The following is a 25,943-nucleotide window of genomic DNA, read 5'->3' as shown; positions in this document are numbered from 1 at the left end:
TAAAGTGGTGCTATCTTATTTTTATTTAATAACGATTAAACATTACCTTAGCCGTTAAACGCTTGGCCTAAAGCGCTAAGCGCATTGGCTCTTTTTTTAATGTTTACCGTCTCACGTTCAACCGTATTTGTTTGTTGAAGATTATTTTGAGAAGCATCACTGATGTTAATAATATTGCGGCTAATTTCCTGAGAAACCATACTTTGCTCTTCTGATGCTGTCGATATTTGAATAGCTAAATCAGAAATATCAGTGATCAATGAATATACCTTATCAACAACATCATGAGCTTCAGTTGCTTTTTCCACACAACTGTCCGCAGACTCTTTGCCTTTTGTCATAGTTTGCACCCATGATAAAAGTGTATTTTGCATTTCTGATATTGAACTTTGTATTTGCTCTGTTGCCGCATGGGTTCTACTTGATAACGCCCTAACTTCATCGGCCACCACGGAAAATCCTCGACCATGTTCTCCTGCGCGTGCGGCTTCGATTGCCGCATTAAGTGCTAATAAATTAGTTTGATCGGCAATGCCTTGTATTTCATGCATTATGCTGCCAACTTTTTCAACCTCACTGGCGAGCTCTGTTGCCGAAGACGCTGAATTTGCGACTTCTTCAGCCAATATATTGACTGTTTCCATGGTGGTGTGCATGGCTTTTGTGGCAATTTCACAATCTGAATGTGCTTGATTAACTTTTTGTGAAGTAAATGTAGTGTTCTGGGCAACCTCATCAATTGTTGCAACCATTTCTTCAACAGCTGTCGCGACTTGGTGTAATTCAGCCGTTTCTTGTTCAACACCTTCTTTAGCTATTCTCGCCGCTTGCTCAAGCGTACTCGCGCCTGCACTGAGTAAATCACTACTGTCGGTAATACGGCCTAAAATTGTTTTAATTTTACCTTCAGCCATTTTCAAATGAAAATCGGCAATACCTTGAGGTTTGCTTCCACAATAAATTAACCGTGAAAGACTGTCATAGTCTCTGCTGAGTTTTTTAAAATATTTAGGCGTATCGATAATTTCATTTTTATAAATTATAAAGGGTAGTAAAGGTAATAAAAACATCATGTATGGATAATAAAGAGCACTGAACAATGTTGTTATACTTGCGCCAAAGTAGGCTGCATTTTTAATACTGGCATTTTCGTACCACTTATTTAAAGACTTGCCCGCTTGTAGTGCTTGATAAGATAATATGGCATTACTTTTAGTTTTCTCGTCTAAGCGTGTTCTGACTGATTGAAAACCAACTAGCTGACCTGACTCAAAAATAGGGGTAATAAAAGCATCAACCCAGTAATAACGGCCATCTTTGCAGCGATTCTTAACAACACCTCGCCAAGGTAAGCCCGATTCTAAATTAGTCCATAAATCTTTAAAGGCAGCCTTAGGCATGTCTGGATGCCTTACAATGCTATGATTTTGTCCAACGAGTTCATCAAGGGAGTAGCCGGCAATTTTACAAAAGTCTGGGTTCGCGTAAGTAATGACACCCTTTTTATTTGTTGTTGAAATTAGTTCTACACCGTTTTCAAAATTAACTTCTTCATTAATAATCGATTGCTTTTGTCTTGTCATAGATAAATCCTTTTGTATGAATTTGTTGTTTTTATATTTTAGTTAATAAAATGATAAGATCAACAATATCAACAAAATATACTGATTTTGAAGGGATATTACATAAAAAAATGGGAAATTGAGCCACCTTAGCGTTTTAATAAAGGGAAATAAAGCAATCGATAGTTAGTGCACGATAAACCTTAGTACTTTTGTCTGCTGGTTATTTATACCAAATTTTTAAAATATCAAAAATACGCTCACCTTCGGGTGTCTGTACTACGACCTCGTCATCAACACACTTACCTATTAATGCCCTTGCCATTGGTGAATCAAGACTTATCTCACCTTTTTTAACGTCCCATTCATCAGGCCCCACCACTCGATAGGTGAGTTCTTTGTCGTCTTCATTAATTAGCGAGACCCAAGCACCAAAATAGACTTTACCTTCTTGCTTAGCATCATAATAGACAATCGTTAAGTCCTCGGTTCGCTTAACTAAAAATCTTACGCGTCGGTCAATTTCACGCAAACGCCTTTTACCATAAATGTATTCTGCATTTTCACTTCGATCGCCCTGAGCAGCGGCTTCTGAGACAGATTTAGTGATAAGAGGACGCTCTTCCTTCCATAAATATTTCAGTTCTTTATCTAAGCGATCCCAGCCTGCGCGGGTAATATAGTTACTTCGTTTCATATTTTTTAAACACGGATAAGCAGAATATTTATTGTGACAGGATTAAGCTGATCTGGCCATACTCAGCAATAAAAAGATAGCAGGTTTAAGATAAGCATCATCGCTCTTTGTAATCCGTAGCACCTCGTCATTGTCTACATGGATGTAGGACTATGATTTGTCTAGAATAAAATGACGTGCAATAAGTACTAATGCAGCGAAGGTGTGGATGCCTAAGAGCTGTTATGAACGTTCATCCTGAACATAAAAAAGCCTTAACGTTTATCGTTAAGGCTTTATATCAATCACTCAAAGAGCAATGAGTCAGATTAGATTTCGTAATCAATCACTTCATAACCTAATGCTTTTAGTTGGGGTTTCAATGTTTTAGCATCACCAACAACAACCATTAACATTTCCGCTAAGTTTAAGTGTTTCTTTGCTAGCGTATTTATTTCTTCTGCACTGATTGTTTCAACAATCTCTGCTCGCTCTTGCACAAAACTTGGCTTTAAATCGTATTCTAAGATTTGCGCTAAGAAACCTAATTTTGCCCGTGGTGTTTCATATTTCAACGCATCTCTTTGATTAATTGAATTACGCATAAAGCTTAATTCTTCCGCGGTGATACCTTGTTCGTTGTAGCCTTTTATTTCGTTAACAAACTCAATAATTGATTTATCGGTAACATCAGCACGAACTTCAGCAGAGGCGGTAAATGTACCAGAGAATTTGTCAGCACTAAAACCAGAACGTGCGCCGTAGGTATAACCTTTATCTTCACGAAGGTTTAGGTTTATACGACTATTAAATGCACCACCTAAGGTGAAGTTCATTAAATAAGACTTGTAATACTCGCCGGTAATATCTTGAGTCATAGAGCGTTTACCAATGCGAATCGCGGATTGCGCGGCACCCTCTTTATTCACTAAATAAATAACACCCGCTTTTGTCTCAGGTTTAGCCAGTGTTAACACTAAGCTTGATCCTTTACCTTGCCAGCTAGAAAAGACGTTAAGCGATTTAATTAGCGCTTTTTCTTTCAAGTCTGATACGACGATTAACTGACTATCACTTGGTTTTACTTGCTGTTCGTAGAAGGCTTTAACATCTGCTAAGGTAATATTATTGAGACTTTGCTCGGTACCTTGGCTTGAAGTTGCTGCAATGTTGTCAGCTTGCAATAATTGACGATAAGCTGTTGAGGCTAAATAACCTGCATCTTTCTTGCTATTAATTGCGCCCTGAATAGCATTACTTTTGTTGCGTGAAAATTCCACTTCAATGAATGCTGGGTGCATTAATTTTTCATTAACCAGTGCCATTGTCGCATCAAGATTTTTAGTTAGTGTACTGACATTAACATTCAAGTATTGATTACCTGCATAGATAGCGATTGAACTACCTAATTTTTGTAATTCATTGCTCATTTCTTCGGCGCTACGTTTGGTGGTCGATTCATTTAATGCACTAGCAAGTAACGAAACAACGCCTGCTTTGTCTTTGTCAGAATAATAATGACCTGCAGGAATCTTTAACAATAATGATGTCGTTGGAGTTTCAATGCTTTGCGTACCCAGCACTTTAATACCATTGGCTAACGTTTTGTTCCACATCTGTGGTACAGCTACTGATTTATTGGCACCTGAGATTGGCATTTTACTGCGATCAAAATTATCTTGCGCTTTGCGTACCACTAAACTCTCTGCTGAGGTTTCAGATGTCTGACCTTTACTACGCGGTGCAGGAATAAAATTATCTTGTGCTGCAATTAGATCAAGTTTGCCTTTAGGCACTATGCTCATGATCACCGCATGTTGGTCTTTAATATACTTTTTAAAGACCCGCATAACATCAGCCTTAGTAACATTGGCATAACGTGCGATATCTTTTTCGATGTAATTTGGATCGCCCTTAAATGTTTGATTAGCCGCAAGTGTACTCACTTTGCCTGAAACACTTTGTAAACCGAAGATGAAGCTTGCTTCCATACTCGCTTTAACTTTCGCTAGATCGTCGTCTTGTACGCCACGCTCTTCAAATTCAACTAAGCTGTCGCGAATCACTTTTTCTATATCTGCTAATGTTTTTCCTGAAGCCGGGTGTGGTAACGCTAACAAAGTAAAGGTACAAGCTAGTTCGGCACAGGGATGCCCCACTGAAGCTTGAACCGCTAATTGATTTTTCACTAAGTTTTTATAAAGCAAAGATGTTTTGCCGCCACCTAAAATACTTGATAAAACGTCAAGTGGGGCTTCATCTGCATGGCGAACAGAAACGGTTGGATAAGACATATACACTAAAGGTAAATGAACATTATCTTCCATGGAAATATAACGATCTTCGTTTATGGTAAATGTAGGTTTTTCAGGCATAGCGATTTCAGGTCCGCGTGGGATAGACCCGAAATACTGTTCCACTAAGGCTAACGTTTCTTTTGCGTCAATATCGCCACCTATGGTTAAGGTTGCGTTATTTGGACCATACCATTTTAAGAAAAATGCTTTTAGGTCGTTAACATTTACACGATCTAGATCCTCTAAGTAACCAATGGTTTGCCATGAGTAAGGATGCCCTGCCGGATATAACGCTTCAGCAACTCTCTCTCCTAATAAACCGTAAGGACGATTATCATAACTTTGTCCTCTTTCATTTTTTACAGTTTCACGTTGTACTTCAAATTTTTCTTGCGTTACCGCATCAACCAAAAAGCCCATACGGTCTGACTCTAACCACAACATCTTTTCTAGTTGGTTAGCTGGAACCGTTTGAAAATAATTAGTTCGATCACCGTTAGTTGTTCCATTTAAGGTACCACCAGCTTCAGTTATTAATTTAAAATGCTGTTCGTCGGCTACGTTTTCAGAACCTTGAAACATCATATGTTCGAAAAAATGAGCAAAGCCTGACTTACCTAACTCTTCGCGAGCAGAGCCAACGTGATAGGTCATGTCAACATGAACTAAGGGATCAGAAGCATCTTTATGAAGAATAACCGTCAAACCATTACTTAAGGTATATTTTTGATAAGGAATAACAGTTTTACCCGCTTCTGCCGTTACTTGCTCAACAAAACTCACACCTGCTGGTAATGTTACTTCAGCCATGGTGGTGGTTGGCGCGGTTTGTTCACATGCTGCTAAACAAGTTAATAGCAATGGGATGCTCCATTTTTTCAATTTATGCTCCTTGGTGGCTTTATTATTTATATAAATATATTTTCTCGCGCTCAACTTCTGCGCCAGTATCTAGCTCTAATATATGATTTGCTCACTTGCTTTGCCAATGATATTTCTGTTTTGCAATACTTTGTTACTTATTTGTTAACTTTTAAATTTAGAACAAAAAAAAGACAACGGCTGTTGTCTCAATGATTGTCAGGAAGAATATTAACTACTCTTCTGGTTTATTATCTTGTTTTTTATCTTGTTCTTGCTGTTCTTTTGTTTCAGTTTTCACTGGTTCATGACCTTCGCCGCCACAGCCTCCGCAACATCCCATTGTATTTTCCTATTGAATAATGAAGGAAAAATTATAGCTAACCCTGAACTCGCCAAAATTGATCAAAATCATCAAACGTCTAATAACTTCATTCTTTTACTGACACGTAAACTTTTATAAATATCTTATTTAATGAATGTTGCTCTGCTAAATACTTGCATTAAACAACAAGTGATATCATAATGATATCACTTGTTAAAATCTAACTGAGAATAATATGATTACGGAAAAAGAAATCAAAGCGCCTAATGGCATTATGTTTATTTTTGTTTTATTGGCATTACAGATTGGTACTTTCACCTTGTTAATTAATAGCATAATAAATAACAATGTCACACTTGCCATTATTAGTTTACTGGTCACCCTTGCTATTTTTATTTGCTGGTTTGGTTTTTTTATGGTCAATCCCAAAGAAGCTAGAGTTATGCAATTGTTCGGTAAGTACGCGGGTACCGTTCATGATTCAGGCCTACGCTGGGCTAACCCTTTTTACACAAAAATGCGCGTCTCTTTGCGGGTTAGAAATTTCGAAAGTAGTAAACTAAAAGTTAATGACAAAAATGGTAACCCCATTGAGATTGCTGCGGTCATTGTCTGGGAAGTAACAGATACCGCTGAGGCCGTTTTCCAGGTTGATGATTATGAGGATTTTGTCTCAATTCAAAGTGAATCAGCATTACGTAATTTAGCCACAAGTTATGCGTACGATCATCACGAAGATGACGATATTTCTTTACGCAGCGATCCGACTCAAATTTCAGCAGCATTAAAAATTGAAGTGCAAGACCGGTTAGAAAAAGCTGGCGTCACTGTGATTGAATCTCGTATTAGTCATTTAGCTTACGCGCCAGAAATTGCTAACGCTATGCTAAGACGCCAGCAAGCCATGGCAATTATTGCTGCACGTAGAACCATAGTCGAAGGTGCTGTCGGTATGGTAGAAATGGCATTAACAAAATTAGAAGAGCGTCAAATTGTAGAACTTGATGCAGAAAGAAAAGCCGCTATGGTGAGTAACTTATTAGTTGTTCTATGTAGCGACGAAGCGGCACAACCTGTAGTAAATACCGGCAGCTTATACTAATCGTCAATTGAGTGAGAAATATTGTGGCAAAAAAAGCATATCCTCTTCGCATTAATGAAGAAATTCTTTCTGCCATGCAACGCTGGTCTGATGATGAATTACGCAGTTTAAACGCGCAAATAGAGTACGTGCTGCGTGATGCCTTAAGAAAGTCTGGCCGAACTAAGCCTAAACCGATAGAGGCTATTATTGATCCTAAAAGTTAATCTTGTTTTTAAATACCCGTAAACGGATGATCGACAGTGATACGTTATTAAGTGGTGTCGATCATTCATATACTGAAATATAATTACATAAGATATAGTTATCAAATTTTAGACAAAAAAATACCGATGACAATGCCATCGGCTTATAAGCTATGAGGAGAGCTTGAATATACAAATTATTACAACAAGCGTTCACAAAAGAACAACTACATTATAGAGTAATCATTCTACTTTTGTAAAGTGCTTTATGTAATTAAATTACATTTTAGTTTTAAAACCACCAAAAAAATAATATTGCATAGTTAATGCGCCTGCTCCCAGTTATCACCAATACCTGCCTCAGCAATGAGGGGGACTTTTAACTTCACCGCATCATTCATAATTTCAACAAGCTTCGCCGTTGTTTCATCAACGATGTCTTGATGAATTTCAAATATCAACTCATCGTGTACTTGCATTGTCATTTGAATACGTGGGTCTTGCTGGATTTGTATCCATTCATCTACAGCTAACATCGCTTTTTTAATGATATCAGCGGCAGTGCCTTGCATAGGTGCATTAATAGCGGCACGTTCAGCGCCTTTTCTACGCATCGCATTTTTAGCTTTAATATCAGGTAAATATAAACGACGACCAAAGCATGTTTCCACAAAACCTTGCTCTGCAGCTTGCTGACGCGTGTCCTCCATGTAAGCCATAACATTAGGGTAACGTTCAAAATACTTATCCATATACTCTTGCGCGCGATGGCGAGGCACATCAAGTTGTTTTGCTAAACCAAACGCTGACATTCCGTAAATCAAACCAAAGTTTACTGCTTTAGCGCTACGGCGTTGATCAACCGTTACCTCGGCCAAATCGACACCAAATATTTCAGCCGCTGTTGCTTTATGCACATCTCGCCCTTCTGAAAAGGCAGAGACTAATCCTGGATCATCAGATAAATGCGCCATAATACGCAGTTCTATTTGAGAATAATCTATCGCGACAATTTTGTGATCTTTGGGCGCAATAAAAGCTAAGCGAATTTTTCGACCCTCTTCACTACGAATTGGGATATTTTGAAGATTTGGATCGGTCGAAGATAAACGCCCTGTTGCCGCAACGGCTTGTTGATAAGAGGTATGTACTCGACCTAACTTGCACACTAATAAAGGAAGCTTGTCAGTGTAAGTCGATTTTAACTTACTCAATCCTCGGTTTTCTAAAATAACTTTCGGTAAAGGGTAATCTAACGCCAGCTCTTGTAACACTTCTTCTGCGGTTGAAGGTGCACCTTTGGGCGTTTTCTTAATAACCGGAATTTTTAACTCTTCAAACAATATTTTTTGTAGTTGCTTGGGTGATGATAAGTTAAACGTTTGTCCGGCAATATCGTGTGCTTGAATTTCTAATTCTTGTAAGCGCATACCAAGTGCATGGCTTTGTTCATTCAACAAATCAGAATCGATTAGCACACCGTGTTGCTCCATACGCGCTAAAATAGGTAACAAAGGCATTTCAATGTCGGTAAATACTGATAATTGATCTTTATTTTTTTCTAACTTAGCATAAATGGCTTGGTGCAAGCGCAAGGTAATATCGGCATCTTCGGCGGCATAATATCCCGATTTTTCAATTTCAATTTGGTTGAAAGTTAATTTTTTAGCGCCCTTACCAGCAACTTCTTCAAAACTGATCGTCTTGTAGCCTAAATATTTAGTCGCTAACGCGTCCATATTGTGGCGAGTCGCAACACTGTTTAAACAATAAGACTCGATCATGGTATCAAAAGTAATACCTTGCATTTCAATATCGTAACGTGAAAGCACGTTAACATCATACTTTAAGTTCTGACCAACTTTTGCTTGATTTTTATCTTCGAGAAGTGGTTTTAATTGCGCCAAGACCCAGTCACGGTCGAGCTGTTTGGGCGCATCAGGATAATCATGCATAAGCGGCACATAAGCGGCAGTTCCAGCTTCGACAGAAAACGATAAGCCCACTAACTCTGCTTTCATATAATCGACACTGGTTGTTTCGGTATCAAAGGCAAAGAGATCAGCATTTTTTAATTTAGTCAGCCATGAAGTAAACTCAGCTTCGCTAAAAATAATTTGATAGTCAGTTTCAATATCATCTGCTGCAGGTGTTTCTTCTATAATCGTGTCAACACTTGAGGTTTGCTGTCCGGGTGAACCCGCAATAGCAGATTCACCATTTTGTAAGTCTGCTAATAACCGGCGCAATTCAAATCGAGTGTATAGCTCAGTTAATTTTTCAACATCGGCAACGCCTGGCTGTAATTGATCAGCGGTTTGCTCAAGCGGTACATCAAGTTTAATGGTTGCTAATTCATAAGAGAGTGGTAAAAACTCAAGTGCTTCACGTAAATACCCACCAATCTTACCTTTTACGTTTCCGGCATTAGCCATCACATTTTCTAAATTTTCGTGCTCAAGCAACCATTTTACTGCGGTTTTGGGACCACACTTATTAACCCCTGGAATATTATCGACTTTATCACCCATTAACGCGAGGTAATCAATAATTTGATCTGGGCGGACACCAAACTTTTCAATAACACCATCAACATCCATTTTTACATCGGTCATGGTATTAATAAGCGTGACATGCTTATCAACGAGTTGCGCCATGTCTTTATCGCCAGTTGATATAACGGTATCGATACCCGCTTTACTCGCTTGTTCTGCCAAAGTACCAATAACGTCATCGGCTTCGACGCCATCAATCACCAATAGCGGTAAACCCATAGCGGCAACAATTTCATGGATTGGTGCAATTTGAGTACGAAGATCGTCGGGCATTGGTGGACGATTCGCTTTATATTCAGGATACATGTCATTACGAAAGGTCTTTCCTTTCGCATCAAATATCACAATAACATTGCCATTTGGATAATTTTTTTTCAGACTTTTTAGCATGTTTAACACGCCAGTAATCGCACCGGTAGGTTGACCATCTTTTGTCGATAATGCTTGTAAATATGGAACATGATAAGCACGGAATAAGTACGAAGAACCATCTACTAAAATGAGTGGCGATAAAGCAGAATTTGTCATGATGATATGTGACTAGAAGTGAAATTTGGCTAAGGATGCCATACTCAGTACATTCTCTCCACTTAATCTATAAAATTAGTCGCAAAAGATCGTAGAAATTGTGGATAAGTATGTTGAAAACAACGTAGAAAACCATAACAACCAAATGGCTATTACGGTAAATTTGTAGGTAACATCTTATTTTTATTGAGAAAAGGTAGTTTGAAATTCCTTTTTCACATATTTATTATTATTTTTATTTATGTGGATAAAAATTTATCCTGTACGTTTTCAGCATCTTATTAATTGTGTGTTTTTTGTGCTGCTCAAATAAACGAGGTAAGAGAGTACCAGAATTTTCTCTCAATACCAGACAATTATTAAATTATTTTTAGTGGTATATTTCGGCTTTAAATAACTAAAAAACATAAGCGAATAACAGTAAGACTTAGCGCGATTTTAAAGATAAAAAAAGCTGAATTAATTTATCTTTAATTTGAATAAAAGCTCAAATAACCAAAAAATAAATCATCAAAAATATTACTTTATTATTCTTGCTTTATTTTTATAATTAATATTTAATTTTGTAACGGGAGGTTTTAGCTAAGCCACCTGGTCATACCTTTATTGAGTAGAGAAGATTACCGTGATACTGTAATTAAACTTAAGATATGGATCTCTTTTAGGCCAGTAGGTCACCCTTTAATTTAATTTGGTTTAATTGTTAGGTAAAACGCTTTTATCTAAGACATTTTAATAATAAATGCACACCTTTATCACATTAAGTAAATATCGGATTACAATTAAAGGATGAGCAACGTAACACAAGGCTTAATTAATGCTGAATCTCACCATAAAACAAAAAATCATCTTTGGTTTTACTACGATTGGATTATTATTATTAACGGCAAGTAGCTTTTTTTACTATTCATTAAGTAAAATTTCTGACGCCAATAATAATGTTGAAACATTAGCCGTTCCTGTGCAAAAACAAAGTGGCACTTTGCAAGTTCAATTGCTGAAAATGATGAAGCAAGCGGCTGTCGCTTATACGCAGTCTGATGCTAATGAGTTACAGGAAAGTTTAGAGCAGTTTAATCATCTACAAAAAGATTACCAAGCAACTGTTCAGCTATTACGTCTGAAAGTGACTAAGCAAGCAAAAATGCAATCGGCTCTTGAAGAAGCACAAGTTCAATATCAACAATATTCAACCGATATTCAAGCAATGTTCTCAGCTAAAATAGGGCATCAGCAAGCAACAAGAGACTTCCAAGCTGACTATAAAACTTTCGAAAATGCGCGTTATCAAGCAAGCACCTATATGCTTGATTTAGAAATTATTGAAGCGACAGGTCAGGAGAAGTTACTTGATGAAGTTATTGGTACCGGTACGCGCATTGATGACTCACTTTTTAGCTTAAAAAACACTATGTCAGGGCTTGACCGAATAGAATCAACAGACTTAGTGACTAAACACCAAGATGATATGATTTTTTTAATCAGTAATATTGAAACTAATTTTGCTTATTTAGTCCAGCAAGCTGAGCCACTTAATGCTAATGAACTGTTAAATGACTTTAAGCAGAACTTGACGCTGATGCAAGAATCAATTCAACAGCCAGGTCGTTTATACCAACTACAACTACAAACAATTAATCTACAATATCAAGCAAAAGAAGCTTATCTTTCTGCAACCCAATCTTATAATTTAAGCTATGCCAAGCTAGATGAATTAGTTTTATTAGCGAATAAACGTTTTGCTCATTTTCAAAGCAATGCCCAAGAAGAAATTGAAAGAGGAAAAACTTTAGCCATCGTTTTAGCGTTAATATTTATTGTTATGGCGAGCTTTATTACTTATGTCACAACTAAAGCCATGATTGGTCCATTACGGGCAGTAAACAAAGCCTTAGCATTAATCGCTAGTGGTAACTTGTCAAAGCGCATGGAAAAACGCAGCGATGATGAATTTGGCGGGCTGATTACTAATATTAATAAGTTATCTGATGATCTAACTCAATTACTTAACGCCATTAATAAAGACGCCCATTCGCTTGATGAATCTGCGGCGTTAACCAATCAACAAAGTTTGTTTATATCAGAATCCGCCAGTCAACAAATTACCCGTATTGATAATGCCAAACAACTTGCTGAACAAATGTTTGCTAGTTCAAGTATGGTAAAAGATGAAGCAGTGACTACCGCTTCCCATGTCACTGAAGCATCACAACGCAGCCAAGACATTAATAATATTGCTAACGATAACAGCCAGCGTATTAAGCAATTATCAACTCGACTGGGTGAATCAGTGGAAGTCATGGAATTACTTAGCCAGCATAGTCGCAGCATAGGTAGTATTTTAGATACCATTGGTGGTATTGCTGAGCAGACTAACTTACTCGCTTTAAACGCGGCTATTGAAGCAGCAAGAGCCGGAGAGCAAGGTCGTGGCTTTTCAGTGGTTGCTGATGAGGTAAGATCATTAGCTTCTCGCACTCAGGCGTCCACCGCTGAAATACAAGTGATGATTAATAATTTACAAAAAGATACTACTATTGCGGTCAAGGCGATTTCTGAAGGCCAAACACAAGCCAGTGAATGTGTGGCTCAAAGTCAGCAATTAAGCCATGCCATTAACCAAATTGAGGACACCTTAAAAGCAATTGACTCGATGAGCAAAAGTATTACTACTGCAGCACAAGAGCAGTTGGTTTATAGTGAGCAAATAGAACAAACAATGAATGAAACGGCTGATGCGGCAAATAAGAATGCTATGGAAGCGAGTAATATGCACAAAAGAAGTGAAGATGTCAGTACTTTAGCGCATTCTCTAACCAGCTCAGTAGAGCGTTTTACACTTTAAGCGGCGGATTTATTAGCGCTAGTTAAAGTAGTGTCGAGCGTCATCATTAATAGCCAGAAGATGACGCCAACACAACTTTGTATGGTGTGGTTAACGCCACTTAATTCATGGTAACAAACTCTTCTGCACTTGTTGGGTGTATCGCAATAGTGTTATCAAAGTCGGCTTTAGTTGCGCCCATTTTCATGGCAACCGCAAACCCTTGCAACAATTCATCACTACCAAAACCAATACTGTGAATGCCAACAATTTTTTCTTCTTTACCAACACAAATAAGTTTCATACGCGTAGGATCACGATAATCTTCAGTCATCGCCTGATACAAAGCAGTGAACTGTGAATTGTAAACCTTAACCTCTTCTACGCCGTATTCGTCAAGCGCTTCTTTTTCTGATAAACCAACCGTACCAATAACTGGGTGACTAAACACAACTGTGGCAATATTTGAATAGTCTAAATGCTCGTCAGGTTTATTATTAAATAAACGTTCACATAAGCGACGACCTGCGGCAACAGCGACCGGTGTTAATTGTGCACGACCGGTATTATCACCCACTGCATAGATACCTTTAACATTCGTATTTTGGTATTTGTCTGTTGAAATAAAGCCTTGTTCATTCATTGCGACGCCAGCCAACTCAAGATTAATTTTATCTGTTGCTGGCTCTCGCCCTATTGCCCAAATTAAAGAGTCAACAGGCCCAACAGACTTACCATTTTCCAAATGGATGGTCAGTTGACCATTATCGTGTTTTTCAACATGACTGGGTGTACTGTGGGTATGCAGTGTTGGACCATGTTTTGCCATTTGTTCGACTAACGTGTCACTGAGCATATCGTCAAAACCACGTAGTGGCTTTTCTTTACGCACTAATAAATGTGAGGTGGTGCCTAAAGCATGAAATACACCAGCAAGTTCTACGGCAATATAACCTGCCCCAACAACCGCAACACTTTTCGGTTGTTCTGTTAATGCGAAAAAGCCGTCAGAATCGATACCATGCTCTGCACCTTCAATACTTGGAATGCTCGGACGACCACCGGTAGCAATAACAATATGGTCAGCGGTAATTTGTTCGCCATTAACTTCGACAGTGTTTTTATTGATAAATTTGGCAAAACCATCAATGACAGTAACACCGTTACTGGCAAAACCACGAGCATAGGCTGCATGAATGCGCTCTATATAAGCTTCCCTGTTTTTAACTAACGTGCTCCAATTAAAACCTTGTAACGGCGCATTAAAACCGTAATCAGCAGAGTAGTGTAACGCATCGGCAATTTGCCCGGCATACCACATGGCTTTTTTCGGCACACAACCCACATTGACACACGTGCCACCAATTTGTTTAGCTTCTATTACTGCTGCTTTTTTACCGAGCTTTGCTGCGCGATTTGCAGAAGCAATACCGCCACTTCCTGCGCCAATGGCAAGAAAGTCAAAATGTTGAGTCATGTTATTATTCCTAAAAAAATGTATGAGTTATATATGTGGCTAAACAAGCGTTATTCAAGCCAATTAGCTATTCTGGCTTATTCACTTTTATCGCGATAATGTCATCATGCAAAAATTGTTCAATTTTAGCAGCTCCAACTGGCTTACTATAAAGGTAGCCTTGGATAAGGTGACAGTGTTTTTCGCCTAAAAATTTCAGTTGTATTTCATTTTCTACACCTTCGGCAATACAAATCATTTTCAAGTTTTTTGCCAAGACTAACGTCGCAGCAACAATCGCTTCATCAGCAGAGTTAATGCCAATGCCAGAAATAAAGCTCCGGTCAATTTTTAATATTTTTAAAGGTAGCTTCTTTAAATAAGACAAGGATGAGTAACCGGTACCAAAATCATCTAAAGCAAGTACCACACCTAATTTATCAAGCGCGGTCATAGTTGCAATAGCTTTATCAGGATCAGAAATAAGCATGCTTTCAGTGACTTCAAACTTAAGCGCTTCTGGAGGTAAATCATGTTCTTGTAAAATATTTTTTAAATAATGAATTAAATTGTCTTCAAGAAAGTGCTGAACAGACAAATTAATTGATAAATAGATATCAGGGCGAATAGCTCGCCATTTTTTCAAATCTATCACACCACGTAAAATAGCCGCTTCAGTCATAGATATAATCAAACCCAGATCTTCAGAAAGTGGAATAAAATTATCAGGTAGAATTAACTTGTCGCCACTTTGCCAACGTAATAATAATTCGGCGCCAACGGCCTTACCTTGGTATGAGTCAACAATAGGCTGATAATAATTAACAAACTCACTGTTTTCAAAAGCGAGCTTAAGTGCAGACTCTGCATATAAACGTTCACTTGCTTCAACGTTCATACGTGGCGTGTAAAATTGAAAGGTATTACGACCCAGTTGTTTAGAATGATACATAGCGACATCTGCGTGACGAAGCAATTCATCACTATCTTTGGCATCTTCGGGAAAAAGAGCAATGCCAATACTAGCGCCCACACTAACGGTATTACCGTTTAATAGAACAGGCTCGCCAACGGCAGTAATCACCTTCTGTGCAACTCGACCCAGCTGACCATGGCCGCGAAAAGACTCTAGCAGAACAACGAATTCATCACCGCCAATGCGAGCAACGGTATCATCAACCCTCAGAACTGCTTTTAAACGCCTGGTGACTTCTTGTAAGAGCAAATCGCCACAGTCATGACCCAATGAATCATTAACTTGTTTAAACCTGTCTAGGTCAATAAAAAACAAAGCAATGGATTGTGACATGCGGGCAGAATAGTCCATTGCATGTTTTATTCTGTCGAGCAATAATGAACGATTAGGTAAATCCGTTAAATGGTCATAATTGGCTAAATAACGCAGCTCTTTTTCTGCATGCTTTTGCGCGGTTATATCGGTAAAAATACAAACAAAATAAATACTATTGGTTGACTCATTAAGGCTGGCACTGACCGTTAAAATAACATGGAATTCTTCACCAGCCTTTGTTGTTATTAGCTCTTCACCTCGCCAATCATCCCCAGCCTTTAAATGAGAAAATAAGGTCTTATAAAACTCAAAACGATCGTTTGTTAATCCAAATAATTTCGCATCGAAAGCGAACTCTTCATCTTGCCAAGCAAAAACCTCACGCAAGGACTCATTCGCGATAACCCGACTAAAATTGTCACTAATAATTAAGACCCAATCTTTGGTTTTCTTAAAAGCTTCACCATAGAAGTGAGCACGTTCGGCGTCAGCTAACGACTGGGTAATATTTGTATACGCGCCGGTAATTCTGGTTGGCTTGCCATTAATGTCAGTTGCCACAATTTTTCCAAGGTCTTTAAACCACAACCACTGACCATTGGATTTTTTCATTCGATAACTACATGAAAAGCTTACCTTAACATCAGCCGCACCCAAAAACTGTAACCATCGTGAATGAAACAATTCACGTTCATCGTTGTGAATTAACGACAAATGCTCATTAAAGCTATAAGAATATTTAAGGTCGCTATAACCTAATTCTTCAGAGGCTCGTTTAGCGAACATTAAGTTATTATCGCTTTGCCAATCCCACACTTCACTATTACTGCCGGTTAAGGCTAGCTGCAATCTATTTTCTCGGTATTTTACCTCTTCATGTGCGGCAAGTAATAAACGCGTATTTTGTTGGCGCTTTGCATACCACAGCATAAATAAAGTCAACAAGAGCACAATGTAAACTAAGTAAGCTAGCGGCGAAGACCAAAGAGCATATTTCACCACGAAGTTAATAACAAAAGCTTCAGAATATTTTTTAGTTTCAGCTGATTGGATACGCACTACCAGCGAATGCTCCCCTGAAGGTAAGCTCGGAAAAGTAATGTGATTTTCAGTGGTTAATGGATAACTTATGTTATCAGCACCTTGTAACTTGTATTCAAATAGGAAATTATTTGTGTTGTTGTAAGATAATGGCGAGAAGTCAATACGAATACCGACATCATCATAATTTAACTGAACGGTATCACCATTACTCAGCACAAAAGGCAAAGCTAAATCACGTGATAACACATCAATATTGGTGGCATGAACACTAAGCTGATCTTCATAATTTTTCTTCTTTAAGCTGAGAGGGTTAAAAATACTTACGCCATTCATCGCACCGTAAGCAAAATTGTGATTATCCATTTCATAGAAAGCGCCACCATTAAACTCTCTGCCAATTAATCCGTCACTTATACCAAAGTTACGAATATGGTGTGTTTTAATATCTATCATATAAATGCCATTATGACTGGCATACCAAAGGTCACCTTCAGGGTCTACCAATAAGCCATAGATATTATTGCCGATAATAGAATTACCTTTGTGGTAGAAATATTTTTGTTCGTAGGTTTTACTGTCTAAACCAACAAGCCCTTTGCCTGAAAAACTAAACCAAAGCATGCCTTTTTTATCAAAGGCTAAGCTTTCTATAAAGGTCCACTCGGTTTCTTTAATGCTAAGCTCTTGATATATAAGTGTATTTGTGCGAGTTTTCAGGTCAAAAAACCAAAGGGAATTATTGGTAGCAAAAAGCATTTTGTCACTATTAGGTAAATAGCCTAGAATACTAGAAATTTTATCTTCTGCTATTTTTTCGCTCATCTCATCAAGTGGGTCAATAATCCCCGTTGTCAGTGAAATACGATTGACACCTTTTTCAGTAATACTCCACAACGTATTATATCGATCATAAAAGAAAGAATACTGCTCTAACGCAAGGAGTTCTTTGACTTTATCGTCGTACGGAATATCAATAAGTTTTTTACTTTCTATATCAAATAACACCACGCCTTTTGCAGTAGAAAGCCATATACGTTGCTGTAAATCTTCATAGATACCTCGTATATGGCTAATATTAAAAGTGCTTTTGGGGTTGCTTGTTGTTAAATAGTGTAATATTTTTTTGTCACGCGTATTAAGTAAATTAAGCCCATTTCTTGTACCCACCCATAGCTGTTCAGGATCGCTACGTAGTGCGGTAATAAACCAAATAACATTGTCTGTTAGACTATTTGCATTGTCTTTTTTGTAACCATAATTACTGATTAAGCTCCGCTTAGGATCCCACTTATACAGGCCCGTTGCCGTTGAACCTAACCAAAATGAACCTCGTTTGTCTTTCATAATAGAAACAACATCATTGCTTTTAATATGGTCAAAAAATTCATTAAATGAGAAAAGAAATTCGGTGGTATCGGTGGTGGTATTAATGACTGACAACCCTAAGTGACTGCCTTGGTATAAATTATCGCCATCAGCATAAAGCTGCCAACTTGACACGGCATCAGTGATCACTTTATAAGCCGGCAATTGAAAATCGCCGGCTAAATAATTATTCACTTGATTAACGGCTAAGCTATAAACACCATGGTGTGTCCCTAAATAAAGCTCATTGGTTGCACTAATATGCAGGTTGTATACATTATTTGCACCGACAGCGCTGAAGCTGTCCGAACTAATTTCAGTCGACGTAACCGCAGGTAACTTTTTCCATGCTTTAGTTTCGGTGTTCAGCGCAAAAACACCAACACGTGTCGCAATGTATAAGATGTTTTTGTGTAACAATATTTCGAAAATATTATTAACCGCAGCAAGCTCATTTGATAAATCTAATAGACGCGTACTTTTTTGAGATATTTTGTTATACACGATGATAGTTTTTGCACTGGCAATAAAAAAGTCATTATTGTTGCCCTCGACCATATCAGCTATATAATAATCTTTATTGATCGGATCTGTTTGTAGAATTTTTTGGTAAGTATCTGTTTTTTTGTTGTAAGTAATTAGCCCTTTATCAACGATGTTGAACCAAAGTAGTTTGTCCTTATCTTGAATAATTCGGTACGTTTCATAATTTTCAAAATCATTATCTGGCCCAGATAAACTGCGAAAATTATAACCGTCATACATATTCAAGCCACTTTCAGTGCCAACCCAGATAAAACCTTCATCATCTTGAAAAATAGCTTTAACCGAACCTTGAGACAAGCCATGTTCAACTGACAAGTTTTCTAAATATAAATTGTTCACCTCTGCTTGTGCTGTATTTGTAAAAAGCATAGCGTACAGTAAAAAAAGTGAACATAAGGAATTCACAGCAAAAAAACGAAACATAACACCTCAAGAAACTCATGACGAAGACAAATCATATATTTTTAGTATAAGTAAAATACAATTAAAATAAATATTTATCCGATCTAAAATGGTAAATAAAGAGCCTAATTAACAATAACAAACAACGTATTAACATAGACAGTAGCATTTATTTTTTTAAGGTGATCAATTTTAAGTAAAATAGATTGAAAACAAAAAGCGCTACACCTTGAATCTTTCCCATTAAGGTCTTACATCTACATCATCATTTAATAAAGAATACCGCATTATGAGCAATCCATTATTAACAGTTTCAGATTTACCCCAGTTTTCTCAAATAAAGCCTGAACATATCAAGCCTGCTGTTGAGCATGCGATAGCAGAATGCAAAAAAGTGATTGCAGCAGTGCTTGAAGAAAAAACATTTACCTGGGCAAACTTAGTTATGCCTACGGACGAAGCTGACGATACGTTAAGTAAGCTGTGGTCGCCGGTATCCCACATGAATTCGGTGGTTAATAGTGACAAATTACGTGACGCATACGAGTCATGTTTACCACTGTTATCTGAATACAGTACTTTTGTGGGCCAGCATCAAGGGTTATATCAAGCCTACCAACAATTTGCCAACAGTGATGAATATTCACAATTAAATATTCCTCAAAAGAAAGTCATTGAGAATGCCTTACGGGATTTTAAATTGTCGGGCATCGCATTAAACGATAATGATAAAAAACGATACGGTGAAATCGTTACTCGTTTATCGGAGTTAAGCTCAACATTTGGCAATAATGTACTCGATGCTACGCACGCTTATAGCGTTAATATTACCGATAAAAGTGAACTTACTGGCTTACCTGACAGCGCTATAGAAGCCGCAGCAGAACTAGCAAAAGAACAAGAAAAACAAGGCTGGCTATTTACCTTAGATATCCCTAGTTATTTACCCGTAATGACTTATTGTAGCAATGCGACATTACGTGAACAGCTCTATCGTGGCTTTGTTACTCGCGCTTCAGACCAAGGTCCCAATGCCGGAAAATTCGATAACAGCGACATCATGAACGAGCTATTACTACTTCGTCATGAATTAGCACAGCTATTGGGCTTTAATAACTTTGCTGAGAAATCAATTGCTACCAAAATGGCATCATCAACCACTGAGGTTTTAGACTTTCTAGAAAACCTAGCGGTAAAATCGAAGGTTCAAGGTCAACAAGACTTAGATGAAGTTAAAGCTTTCGCTGAAAAAGAATTTAACCAAACAGACTTACAAGCTTGGGATCTGCCCTACTATAGTGAAAAATTAAAGCAAAGCCGTTATGCTATTTCAGACGAAGAATGTCGCCCTTATTTTCCAGAGGAAAAAGTTGTAGCTGGCTTATTTGAAGTTGTTCATCGTTTATTTGGCATGACAATTAACCAAGTAGCTAACATCGACACTTGGCACAAAGATGTGAAGTTTTATCAAGTATACGATCGCGATAATAATTTGCGTGGCCGCTTTTATTTAGATTTATACGCCCGCGCCCACAAACGTGGTGGCGCATGGATGGACGATTGTAAAAGTCGTCGTGAATTAGCCAATGGTGATATTCAATACCCTGTTGCCTACCTAACCTGTAATTTTAATAAGCCTATTGGTGATAAGCCTGCGCTATTTACCCATGACGAAGTGGTTACTTTATTTCACGAATTTGGCCATGGTATTCACCATATGCTGACACAAATCAACACCAGTGGCGTTTCAGGTATCGACGGTGTGCCTTGGGATGCAGTAGAGTTGCCTAGCCAATTTTTAGAAAATTGGTGTTGGCAGCCAGAGGCATTAGCCTTTATCTCAGGACACTATCAAACGGGTGAACCACTGCCACAAGCTATGCTTGATAAAATGTTAGCGGCAAAGAATTACCAATCTGCGATGCAAATGTTACGTCAATTAGAATTCAGTATTTTTGATTTTAAAATGCATAAAGATTACCAACCTGCACAAGATAACTCTGGGTATATTCAGCAAACATTAAATCAAGTGCGTGAAGAATATTCAGTATTGAAAGCCGCCGACTTTAATCGCTTTCAACATGGTTTTGGTCATATTTTTGGTGGCGGTTATTCGGCTGGTTACTATAGTTACAAATGGGCAGAAGTATTATCTGCAGATGCCTTTAGTCGTTTTGAGGAAGAAGGCATTTTTAACCCGAAAGTAGGTAATGATTTCTTAACTAATATATTAGAAAAAGGCGGGTCTCAAGAACCCAGTGTCTTATTTAAAGCCTTTCGTGGCCGTGAGCCTGAGATTGATGCTTTACTCAGACATTGTGGTATTGAAGGATAATGAGTGGCCCTAAATAATGGAAAAATTTGACTCACTTTATCAACGCGCCGCCGAACGTAAAGGTGGTGCGGCTATACTCAACCTCTTATTAGGTGATAACCAACAAGATCATTTAGTTGCCAAGTTAGGAGACGATAGAATTTTATCGGCCTTTAGCAAAAAGATCTTTCAAAGTGGTTTTGTCTGGCGTGTAGTAGAAAATAAATGGCCAAACTTTGAAGAAATGTTTTTTAATTTTGATCTCGCTAAAGTCTTAATGATGCCCGAGGAAATGCAAGAACGTAAAGCGGCGGATGCGCGAATTATTCGCAACTTTAATAAAGTAAAAACTATTCAAGCTAATGCCCATATGATGTTTGATGAAATACATAGCGATAATAGCCAGCACGATAGTTTTGCTAAATTTATTGCGGCATGGCCAAGCAATGACATGATAGGTTTATGGGATTACTTAAAGAAAAAAGGTCAACGTTTAGGGGGCAATACTGGCCCCTACGCTTTACGTGCTATCGGTAAAGATACCTTTTTACTTACCCGTGACATTGAAGCCTATTTCCGTGCCAATAAAATTATTGACGGCGGACTGCAAAGTAAAAAAAGCTTAGTTGCCATTCAAAATGCTTTTAATCAATGGCAAAGTGAAAGTGACTTATCACTGAGTCAACTCAGCCGCTTAGTTGCCTATGCAACCGGCGATAACAATGTTCAAGTAGAGTTTGATTAATGGATATGTCTAGAATAGCGGTTGGGTACCTTGATAAAACCGATGTTGATTTAGCTAAAAAAATTGCTAAAAAATGGCAATTAGCCTATATCGGTGACAGCGCTTCAGTTACTAAGCATCCAAACTTACTGTTTTTATTACAAGTCAACTTTCAAGAATTAGAACTGATCAAGCTTGATGAGCCTAAACTCGGCGGTATTAAAGTAGACTTTGTTGATGGCGCGGTTGCCCACCGACGAAAATTTGGTGGTGGACGCGGCCAAGATATAGCTAAAGCGATAGGACTAAAACATGGTTTTACTCCACATGTACTAGACGCTACCGCAGGCTTAGGACGAGACTCTTTTGTATTGGCTACCTTAGGTTGTACAGTAACCATGAAAGAACGTATGCCTATTGTCGCAGCACTGCTAGAAAATGGCTTAGAGCGCGCTAAATTGAACAGTGAGGTCAGTGATATTGCCAGTCGTATGTCACTAGTTCATGCGGCAACGATTGAAGAATTGGCATTCACCCAACAGCCCGATGTTATTTATCTCGACCCTATGTATCCACATCGTGAAAAGTCGGCCGCAGTGAAAAAAGAAATGCGCGTATTCCAATCACTCGTTGGTGAAGACTTAGATGCAGATGATTTGCTTGAACCGGCATTGAAATTAGCAAAGTACCGTGTTGTGGTTAAACGTCCAAGCTATGCGCCACCATTAAATAACAAAACGCCTTCAACCAGTATAAAAATGAAGAAGAATCGTTTTGATGTTTATGTGAATCAGGCAATTCCTAAAAACAATTAACCTTGTATCCCTCGTTTAAACAGTCGTTAAGATGAATAACGGACTACGCTGTATTTACGCAAGCCCTCGAAACGACTTTCACTGGGCTTGCGGTACATTTTAGCCTCTTGAGTTAAAATCAATCAGATCTAACCACAACACACTTCATACTTGTTCAGTAAACATTTGTCATAAAACCGCAACAAAGATCAGTAAGAATCGGCATTAATTTATCTGTGAATACCCTTCAAGGATTGACTATGCGAGTATCAAGTTTTTCACGACTGTCTGTTATTGCCATTAGTGTTTTTGCCATCATTTTCGTCGCAACTATGTATCATGTAGGAACTTCTCTTACATCAAGTCGAGGCCAGTACGCTGAATATCATGCATTAAAAACGTTAACCACCGTTAAGTTTTATCGCACCATTGCAACCTATCTACAAACTGGTGATGCCAGCATGCTTAACGCCGCACAAGAGCAACTCAACGAAATAATTACACGATCAACAAGCTTAGATATTGGTAACTTAAGCCATAACATTACTGAAGAAGCGGGCAAACTTAATAAAAATATTGAAACAAAGTATCGTGCCATGGGTAAGTTAAGTGGTAACCCACTCGCTTTGCTTCGTAACAGCGAACAGAATATGGTAGCTATTACTCACTCGCTGATAAAATATGCCTCTGAAAGTGAGGCGCTAGACGAACAGCAGCGCATAAATTATTTAGTAACAGTGAGTAATATTGCTCGCGCATTAAACCATTTAATCAACACGCGTGAAAAGTTGTTCCTTAGCCAAAACATTAGCGATACCGGCTTTAAAAATGCTTTACAAGAATTAGCACAACGGCATCAACAATTAACAAACTATCCTTTATTGGCTATTTTCCTTGAAAGCGACGGTAATACTGATGAAGATGACTTTTTTTCCAATGACGATGACAAAGAAGACATCAGTGAAGAAGCGATTGATGAACTCAATTCACTCATTAATCGTTATCAAAGTGAGTTTGAAAACACCCTAAACTCACAGAATCAGCGCACCGCTGGCTTAGCACTACTCAAGAAAAATGTTACTGCATTAGAAGATATTATTCTTATCGCTGAAACAGAAATACTAAAAAAACAACAAGTGTTGAATCAGCAACTTTATCGAATAGTTATTGGTTTGCTATCCTTTTTAATCTGTTTCTTAGTCGCCAATTACTGGTTGCAACGCAGTGTTATTTTAAATCCGTTACGTAAATTACGAAATGGCTTTGTTCAACTTGTTGAACAAGGAAAGGTTGATAACATTACTGATATTTCGGCGGAAACTGAGCTTGGAGAAATATCGTCCAGTTTTAATAAAATGGTCAACAAACTTGCACAAGATGATAAAGCAAAAGCACAACAGCTTGATTTGGTCGCCAAAGCATTAACAACCATGGAAAGCCAAGTTAAAAACATTTATCAATCGTCAAATAGTACCAGCACGCATGTGCAAGGTGCTCGTGAAATTATGAATGCATTAGGCCAAGCGACTGAAACGGTAAACACGTTGTCCGAGCAGGTTGTAAACAACGCACAAGCGACTCAACAGGCAATGGAAACAAGTCAAAGCCGAGTTGCACAAGTGCTCGCCGCAAGCGACTCAACCAGCATCGCGGCACAACAAAGTAAAAGCGCAATAACCTCACTCTTTCAATCTGTTGATAGTGTTACCTCTATTGTTGACGTTATTAGTGCCATTGCCGACCAAACTAACCTACTGGCTTTAAACGCGGCAATTGAAGCCGCAAGAGCGGGTGAACACGGCAGAGGTTTTTCTGTCGTTGCCGATGAAGTCAGGCAACTAGCCGGTAAAACTCAAGATTCACTTAAACAGATATCACAACGCTTAGACCAACTGCAAAGTGCCAGTAATTCAATTGAAAAAACAATTATTGATATAGAAACAGCATCCCTCAATCAAAAAACAATTGCTGACCAATTACAAGAAACTGCGTTAGAAGTGACCGGACAGGCTAAAATATCCGCCACGGTCGCACAAGACTCTCTGACGCAAATAACGCTGCAACGCCAACATTTTATCGCTTTTGAGCAAGCGATGAGTAATGTTGATGAAGAAGTGAGCAACTCTCAAAAGCTTGCTAATATCATTTCAATTGATGTGAATAACCATGTTAGCGATATTGGCTTGACGCTCGATAAAAGCGCATAACACTTAATCATGCCGCTAATTAATTTAACCGTTTTTAACGATAAATAGATGCATGTCGGTGCGCTATATCCTAAAATGAAACAAGTAATGAGATTCATTTTAGGATAGTTTATGGCAAAGGCGCTTTGTAAGTGGAAAAAAAAAGACATAGAAAAAAGTCTTCACGAACTTGCTCGTATTGTTGATAAACCATGTTTTATTTGTAAAGACTGTGCGCGTTCTGCAAACAGCAAAGATTTTTTATGTAAAGCGATAATACTTCCTTTACCCCATCAAAATAGTTAACGTTAAATGAGAAGAATTTTATGATTGAAGAAAATAAACCCATGCCTTCAGGCGAATTGTCACAGTTAAAAGACGGCAATATGATTACCCATAATACCGATGAGCTTTTTGCCAACAAAAAAGTGGTGCTATTTGCCGTTCCCGGTGCTTTCACCCCAACTTGTTCAGCCGCTCATTTACCCGGCTATGTGGTATCAGCGGATGAATTAAAAGCTAAAGGTGTCGATGCCATTATCTGTTTATCGGTAAATGATGCTTTTGTAATGAATGCGTGGGGCGAAGCACAAAATGCTGAAAATATTATGATGCTTGCTGATGGCGACGGCAGTTACACTAAAGCACTTGGTTTAAGTATGGAGACCGCAGGATTTGGTGGTTTACGTTCTCAGCGTTATGCTATGGTCATTGAAAACGGTACAGTAACGAATTTACATGTTGAAAAGCCTAAAGAATTTGAAGTAAGTACCGCTGAATCTATTCTAAAAACACTATAGATAAGATGTAATGATAATGATTTGTGTTATTTATCATATTGTTTTTTATGACTTTTAAATCTTACAAATCAAAAATGTTACACTTTATAGCTTGTGTCCCAGCCAT

General features: G+C 38.1%; 15 protein-coding genes. 9 read left to right on the top strand and 6 right to left on the bottom strand.

Annotated elements, in window-relative coordinates; all coding sequences use genetic code 11:
• Positions 1-47: 47 nt before the first annotated feature.
• From H4J57_RS03890 to H4J57_RS03880, 3 genes are all read right to left on the bottom strand, one after another.
• A complete protein-coding gene (locus tag H4J57_RS03890; protein ID WP_182215337.1) occupies positions 48-1,583 on the bottom strand; it encodes a PAS domain-containing methyl-accepting chemotaxis protein in 1,536 nt (511 codons plus the stop codon).
• A 202-nt stretch (positions 1,584-1,785) separates the two neighbouring features.
• Positions 1,786-2,259, bottom strand: a complete 474-nt coding sequence (gene greB / locus H4J57_RS03885; RefSeq protein WP_182242017.1) for a transcription elongation factor GreB — start codon at positions 2,257-2,259, stop codon at positions 1,786-1,788.
• A gap of 308 nt (positions 2,260-2,567) precedes the next feature.
• Complete coding sequence (locus H4J57_RS03880) at positions 2,568-5,417, bottom strand: pitrilysin family protein (protein WP_259366788.1); 2,850 nt, start codon at positions 5,415-5,417, stop codon at positions 2,568-2,570.
• Positions 5,418-5,956: 539 nt separating this feature from the next.
• Between H4J57_RS03880 and H4J57_RS03875 the strand changes: the two genes are divergently transcribed.
• Both H4J57_RS03875 and H4J57_RS03870 read left to right on the top strand, forming a co-directional pair.
• The gene (locus H4J57_RS03875) at positions 5,957-6,823 is read left to right on the top strand and encodes an SPFH domain-containing protein (protein WP_182242016.1); all 867 of its coding nucleotides are present in this window, start codon (positions 5,957-5,959) and stop codon (positions 6,821-6,823) included.
• A gap of 23 nt (positions 6,824-6,846) precedes the next feature.
• Positions 6,847-7,029 carry a hypothetical protein gene (locus tag H4J57_RS03870; protein ID WP_220465239.1) on the top strand — a complete coding sequence of 61 codons (183 nt, stop codon included), beginning with the start codon at positions 6,847-6,849 and terminating at the stop codon, positions 7,027-7,029.
• 302 nt (positions 7,030-7,331) lie between these two features.
• Here the strand turns inward: H4J57_RS03870 and polA are convergent, their stop codons facing one another.
• Entirely contained in the window at positions 7,332-10,091 is a 2,760-nt protein-coding gene (gene polA, locus H4J57_RS03865) for a DNA polymerase I (protein ID WP_182242015.1), read from the bottom strand.
• 817 nt (positions 10,092-10,908) lie between these two features.
• Here polA and H4J57_RS03860 point away from each other — a divergent pair.
• Positions 10,909-12,936, top strand: coding sequence for a methyl-accepting chemotaxis protein (locus H4J57_RS03860; protein ID WP_182242014.1), 2,028 nt, complete (start codon positions 10,909-10,911; stop codon positions 12,934-12,936).
• A 100-nt stretch (positions 12,937-13,036) separates the two neighbouring features.
• Here H4J57_RS03860 and gorA read toward each other — a convergent pair whose 3' ends face one another.
• A complete protein-coding gene (gene gorA, locus H4J57_RS03855) occupies positions 13,037-14,392 on the bottom strand; it encodes a glutathione-disulfide reductase (RefSeq protein ID WP_182215330.1) in 1,356 nt (451 codons plus the stop codon).
• Between the two features lie 67 nt (positions 14,393-14,459).
• Positions 14,460-18,986 carry an EAL domain-containing protein gene (locus tag H4J57_RS03850; protein ID WP_182242013.1) on the bottom strand — a complete coding sequence of 1,509 codons (4,527 nt, stop codon included), beginning with the start codon at positions 18,984-18,986 and terminating at the stop codon, positions 14,460-14,462.
• A 322-nt stretch (positions 18,987-19,308) separates the two neighbouring features.
• Here H4J57_RS03850 and prlC point away from each other — a divergent pair, with 322 nt between their 5' ends.
• From prlC to H4J57_RS03820, 6 genes are all read left to right on the top strand, one after another.
• The gene (prlC, locus tag H4J57_RS03845) at positions 19,309-21,354 is read left to right on the top strand and encodes an oligopeptidase A (protein WP_182221430.1); all 2,046 of its coding nucleotides are present in this window, start codon (positions 19,309-19,311) and stop codon (positions 21,352-21,354) included.
• A gap of 16 nt (positions 21,355-21,370) precedes the next feature.
• Positions 21,371-22,078, top strand: a complete 708-nt coding sequence (locus H4J57_RS03840; RefSeq protein ID WP_182215325.1) for a DNA-3-methyladenine glycosylase I — start codon at positions 21,371-21,373, stop codon at positions 22,076-22,078.
• A 5-nt stretch (positions 22,079-22,083) separates the two neighbouring features.
• Positions 22,084-22,872 carry a class I SAM-dependent methyltransferase gene (locus H4J57_RS03835; RefSeq protein WP_182242114.1) on the top strand — a complete coding sequence of 263 codons (789 nt, stop codon included), beginning with the start codon at positions 22,084-22,086 and terminating at the stop codon, positions 22,870-22,872.
• Between the two features lie 239 nt (positions 22,873-23,111).
• Entirely contained in the window at positions 23,112-25,058 is a 1,947-nt protein-coding gene (locus H4J57_RS03830) for a methyl-accepting chemotaxis protein (RefSeq protein ID WP_182242012.1), read from the top strand.
• A gap of 111 nt (positions 25,059-25,169) precedes the next feature.
• A complete protein-coding gene (locus H4J57_RS03825) occupies positions 25,170-25,343 on the top strand; it encodes a hypothetical protein (protein ID WP_182242011.1) in 174 nt (57 codons plus the stop codon).
• Between the two features lie 20 nt (positions 25,344-25,363).
• Complete coding sequence (locus tag H4J57_RS03820; protein WP_182242010.1) at positions 25,364-25,837, top strand: peroxiredoxin; 474 nt, start codon at positions 25,364-25,366, stop codon at positions 25,835-25,837.
• Positions 25,838-25,943 lie beyond the last annotated feature (106 nt).

Origin of the sequence: Colwellia sp. BRX8-7, from assembly GCF_014077275.1 — a bacterium.
In the GTDB taxonomy this organism is placed as follows: domain Bacteria; phylum Pseudomonadota; class Gammaproteobacteria; order Enterobacterales; family Alteromonadaceae; genus Colwellia_A.
Note: the sequence above shows the minus strand (reverse complement) of the source record. Positions and strands in the feature narration are given on the sequence as shown.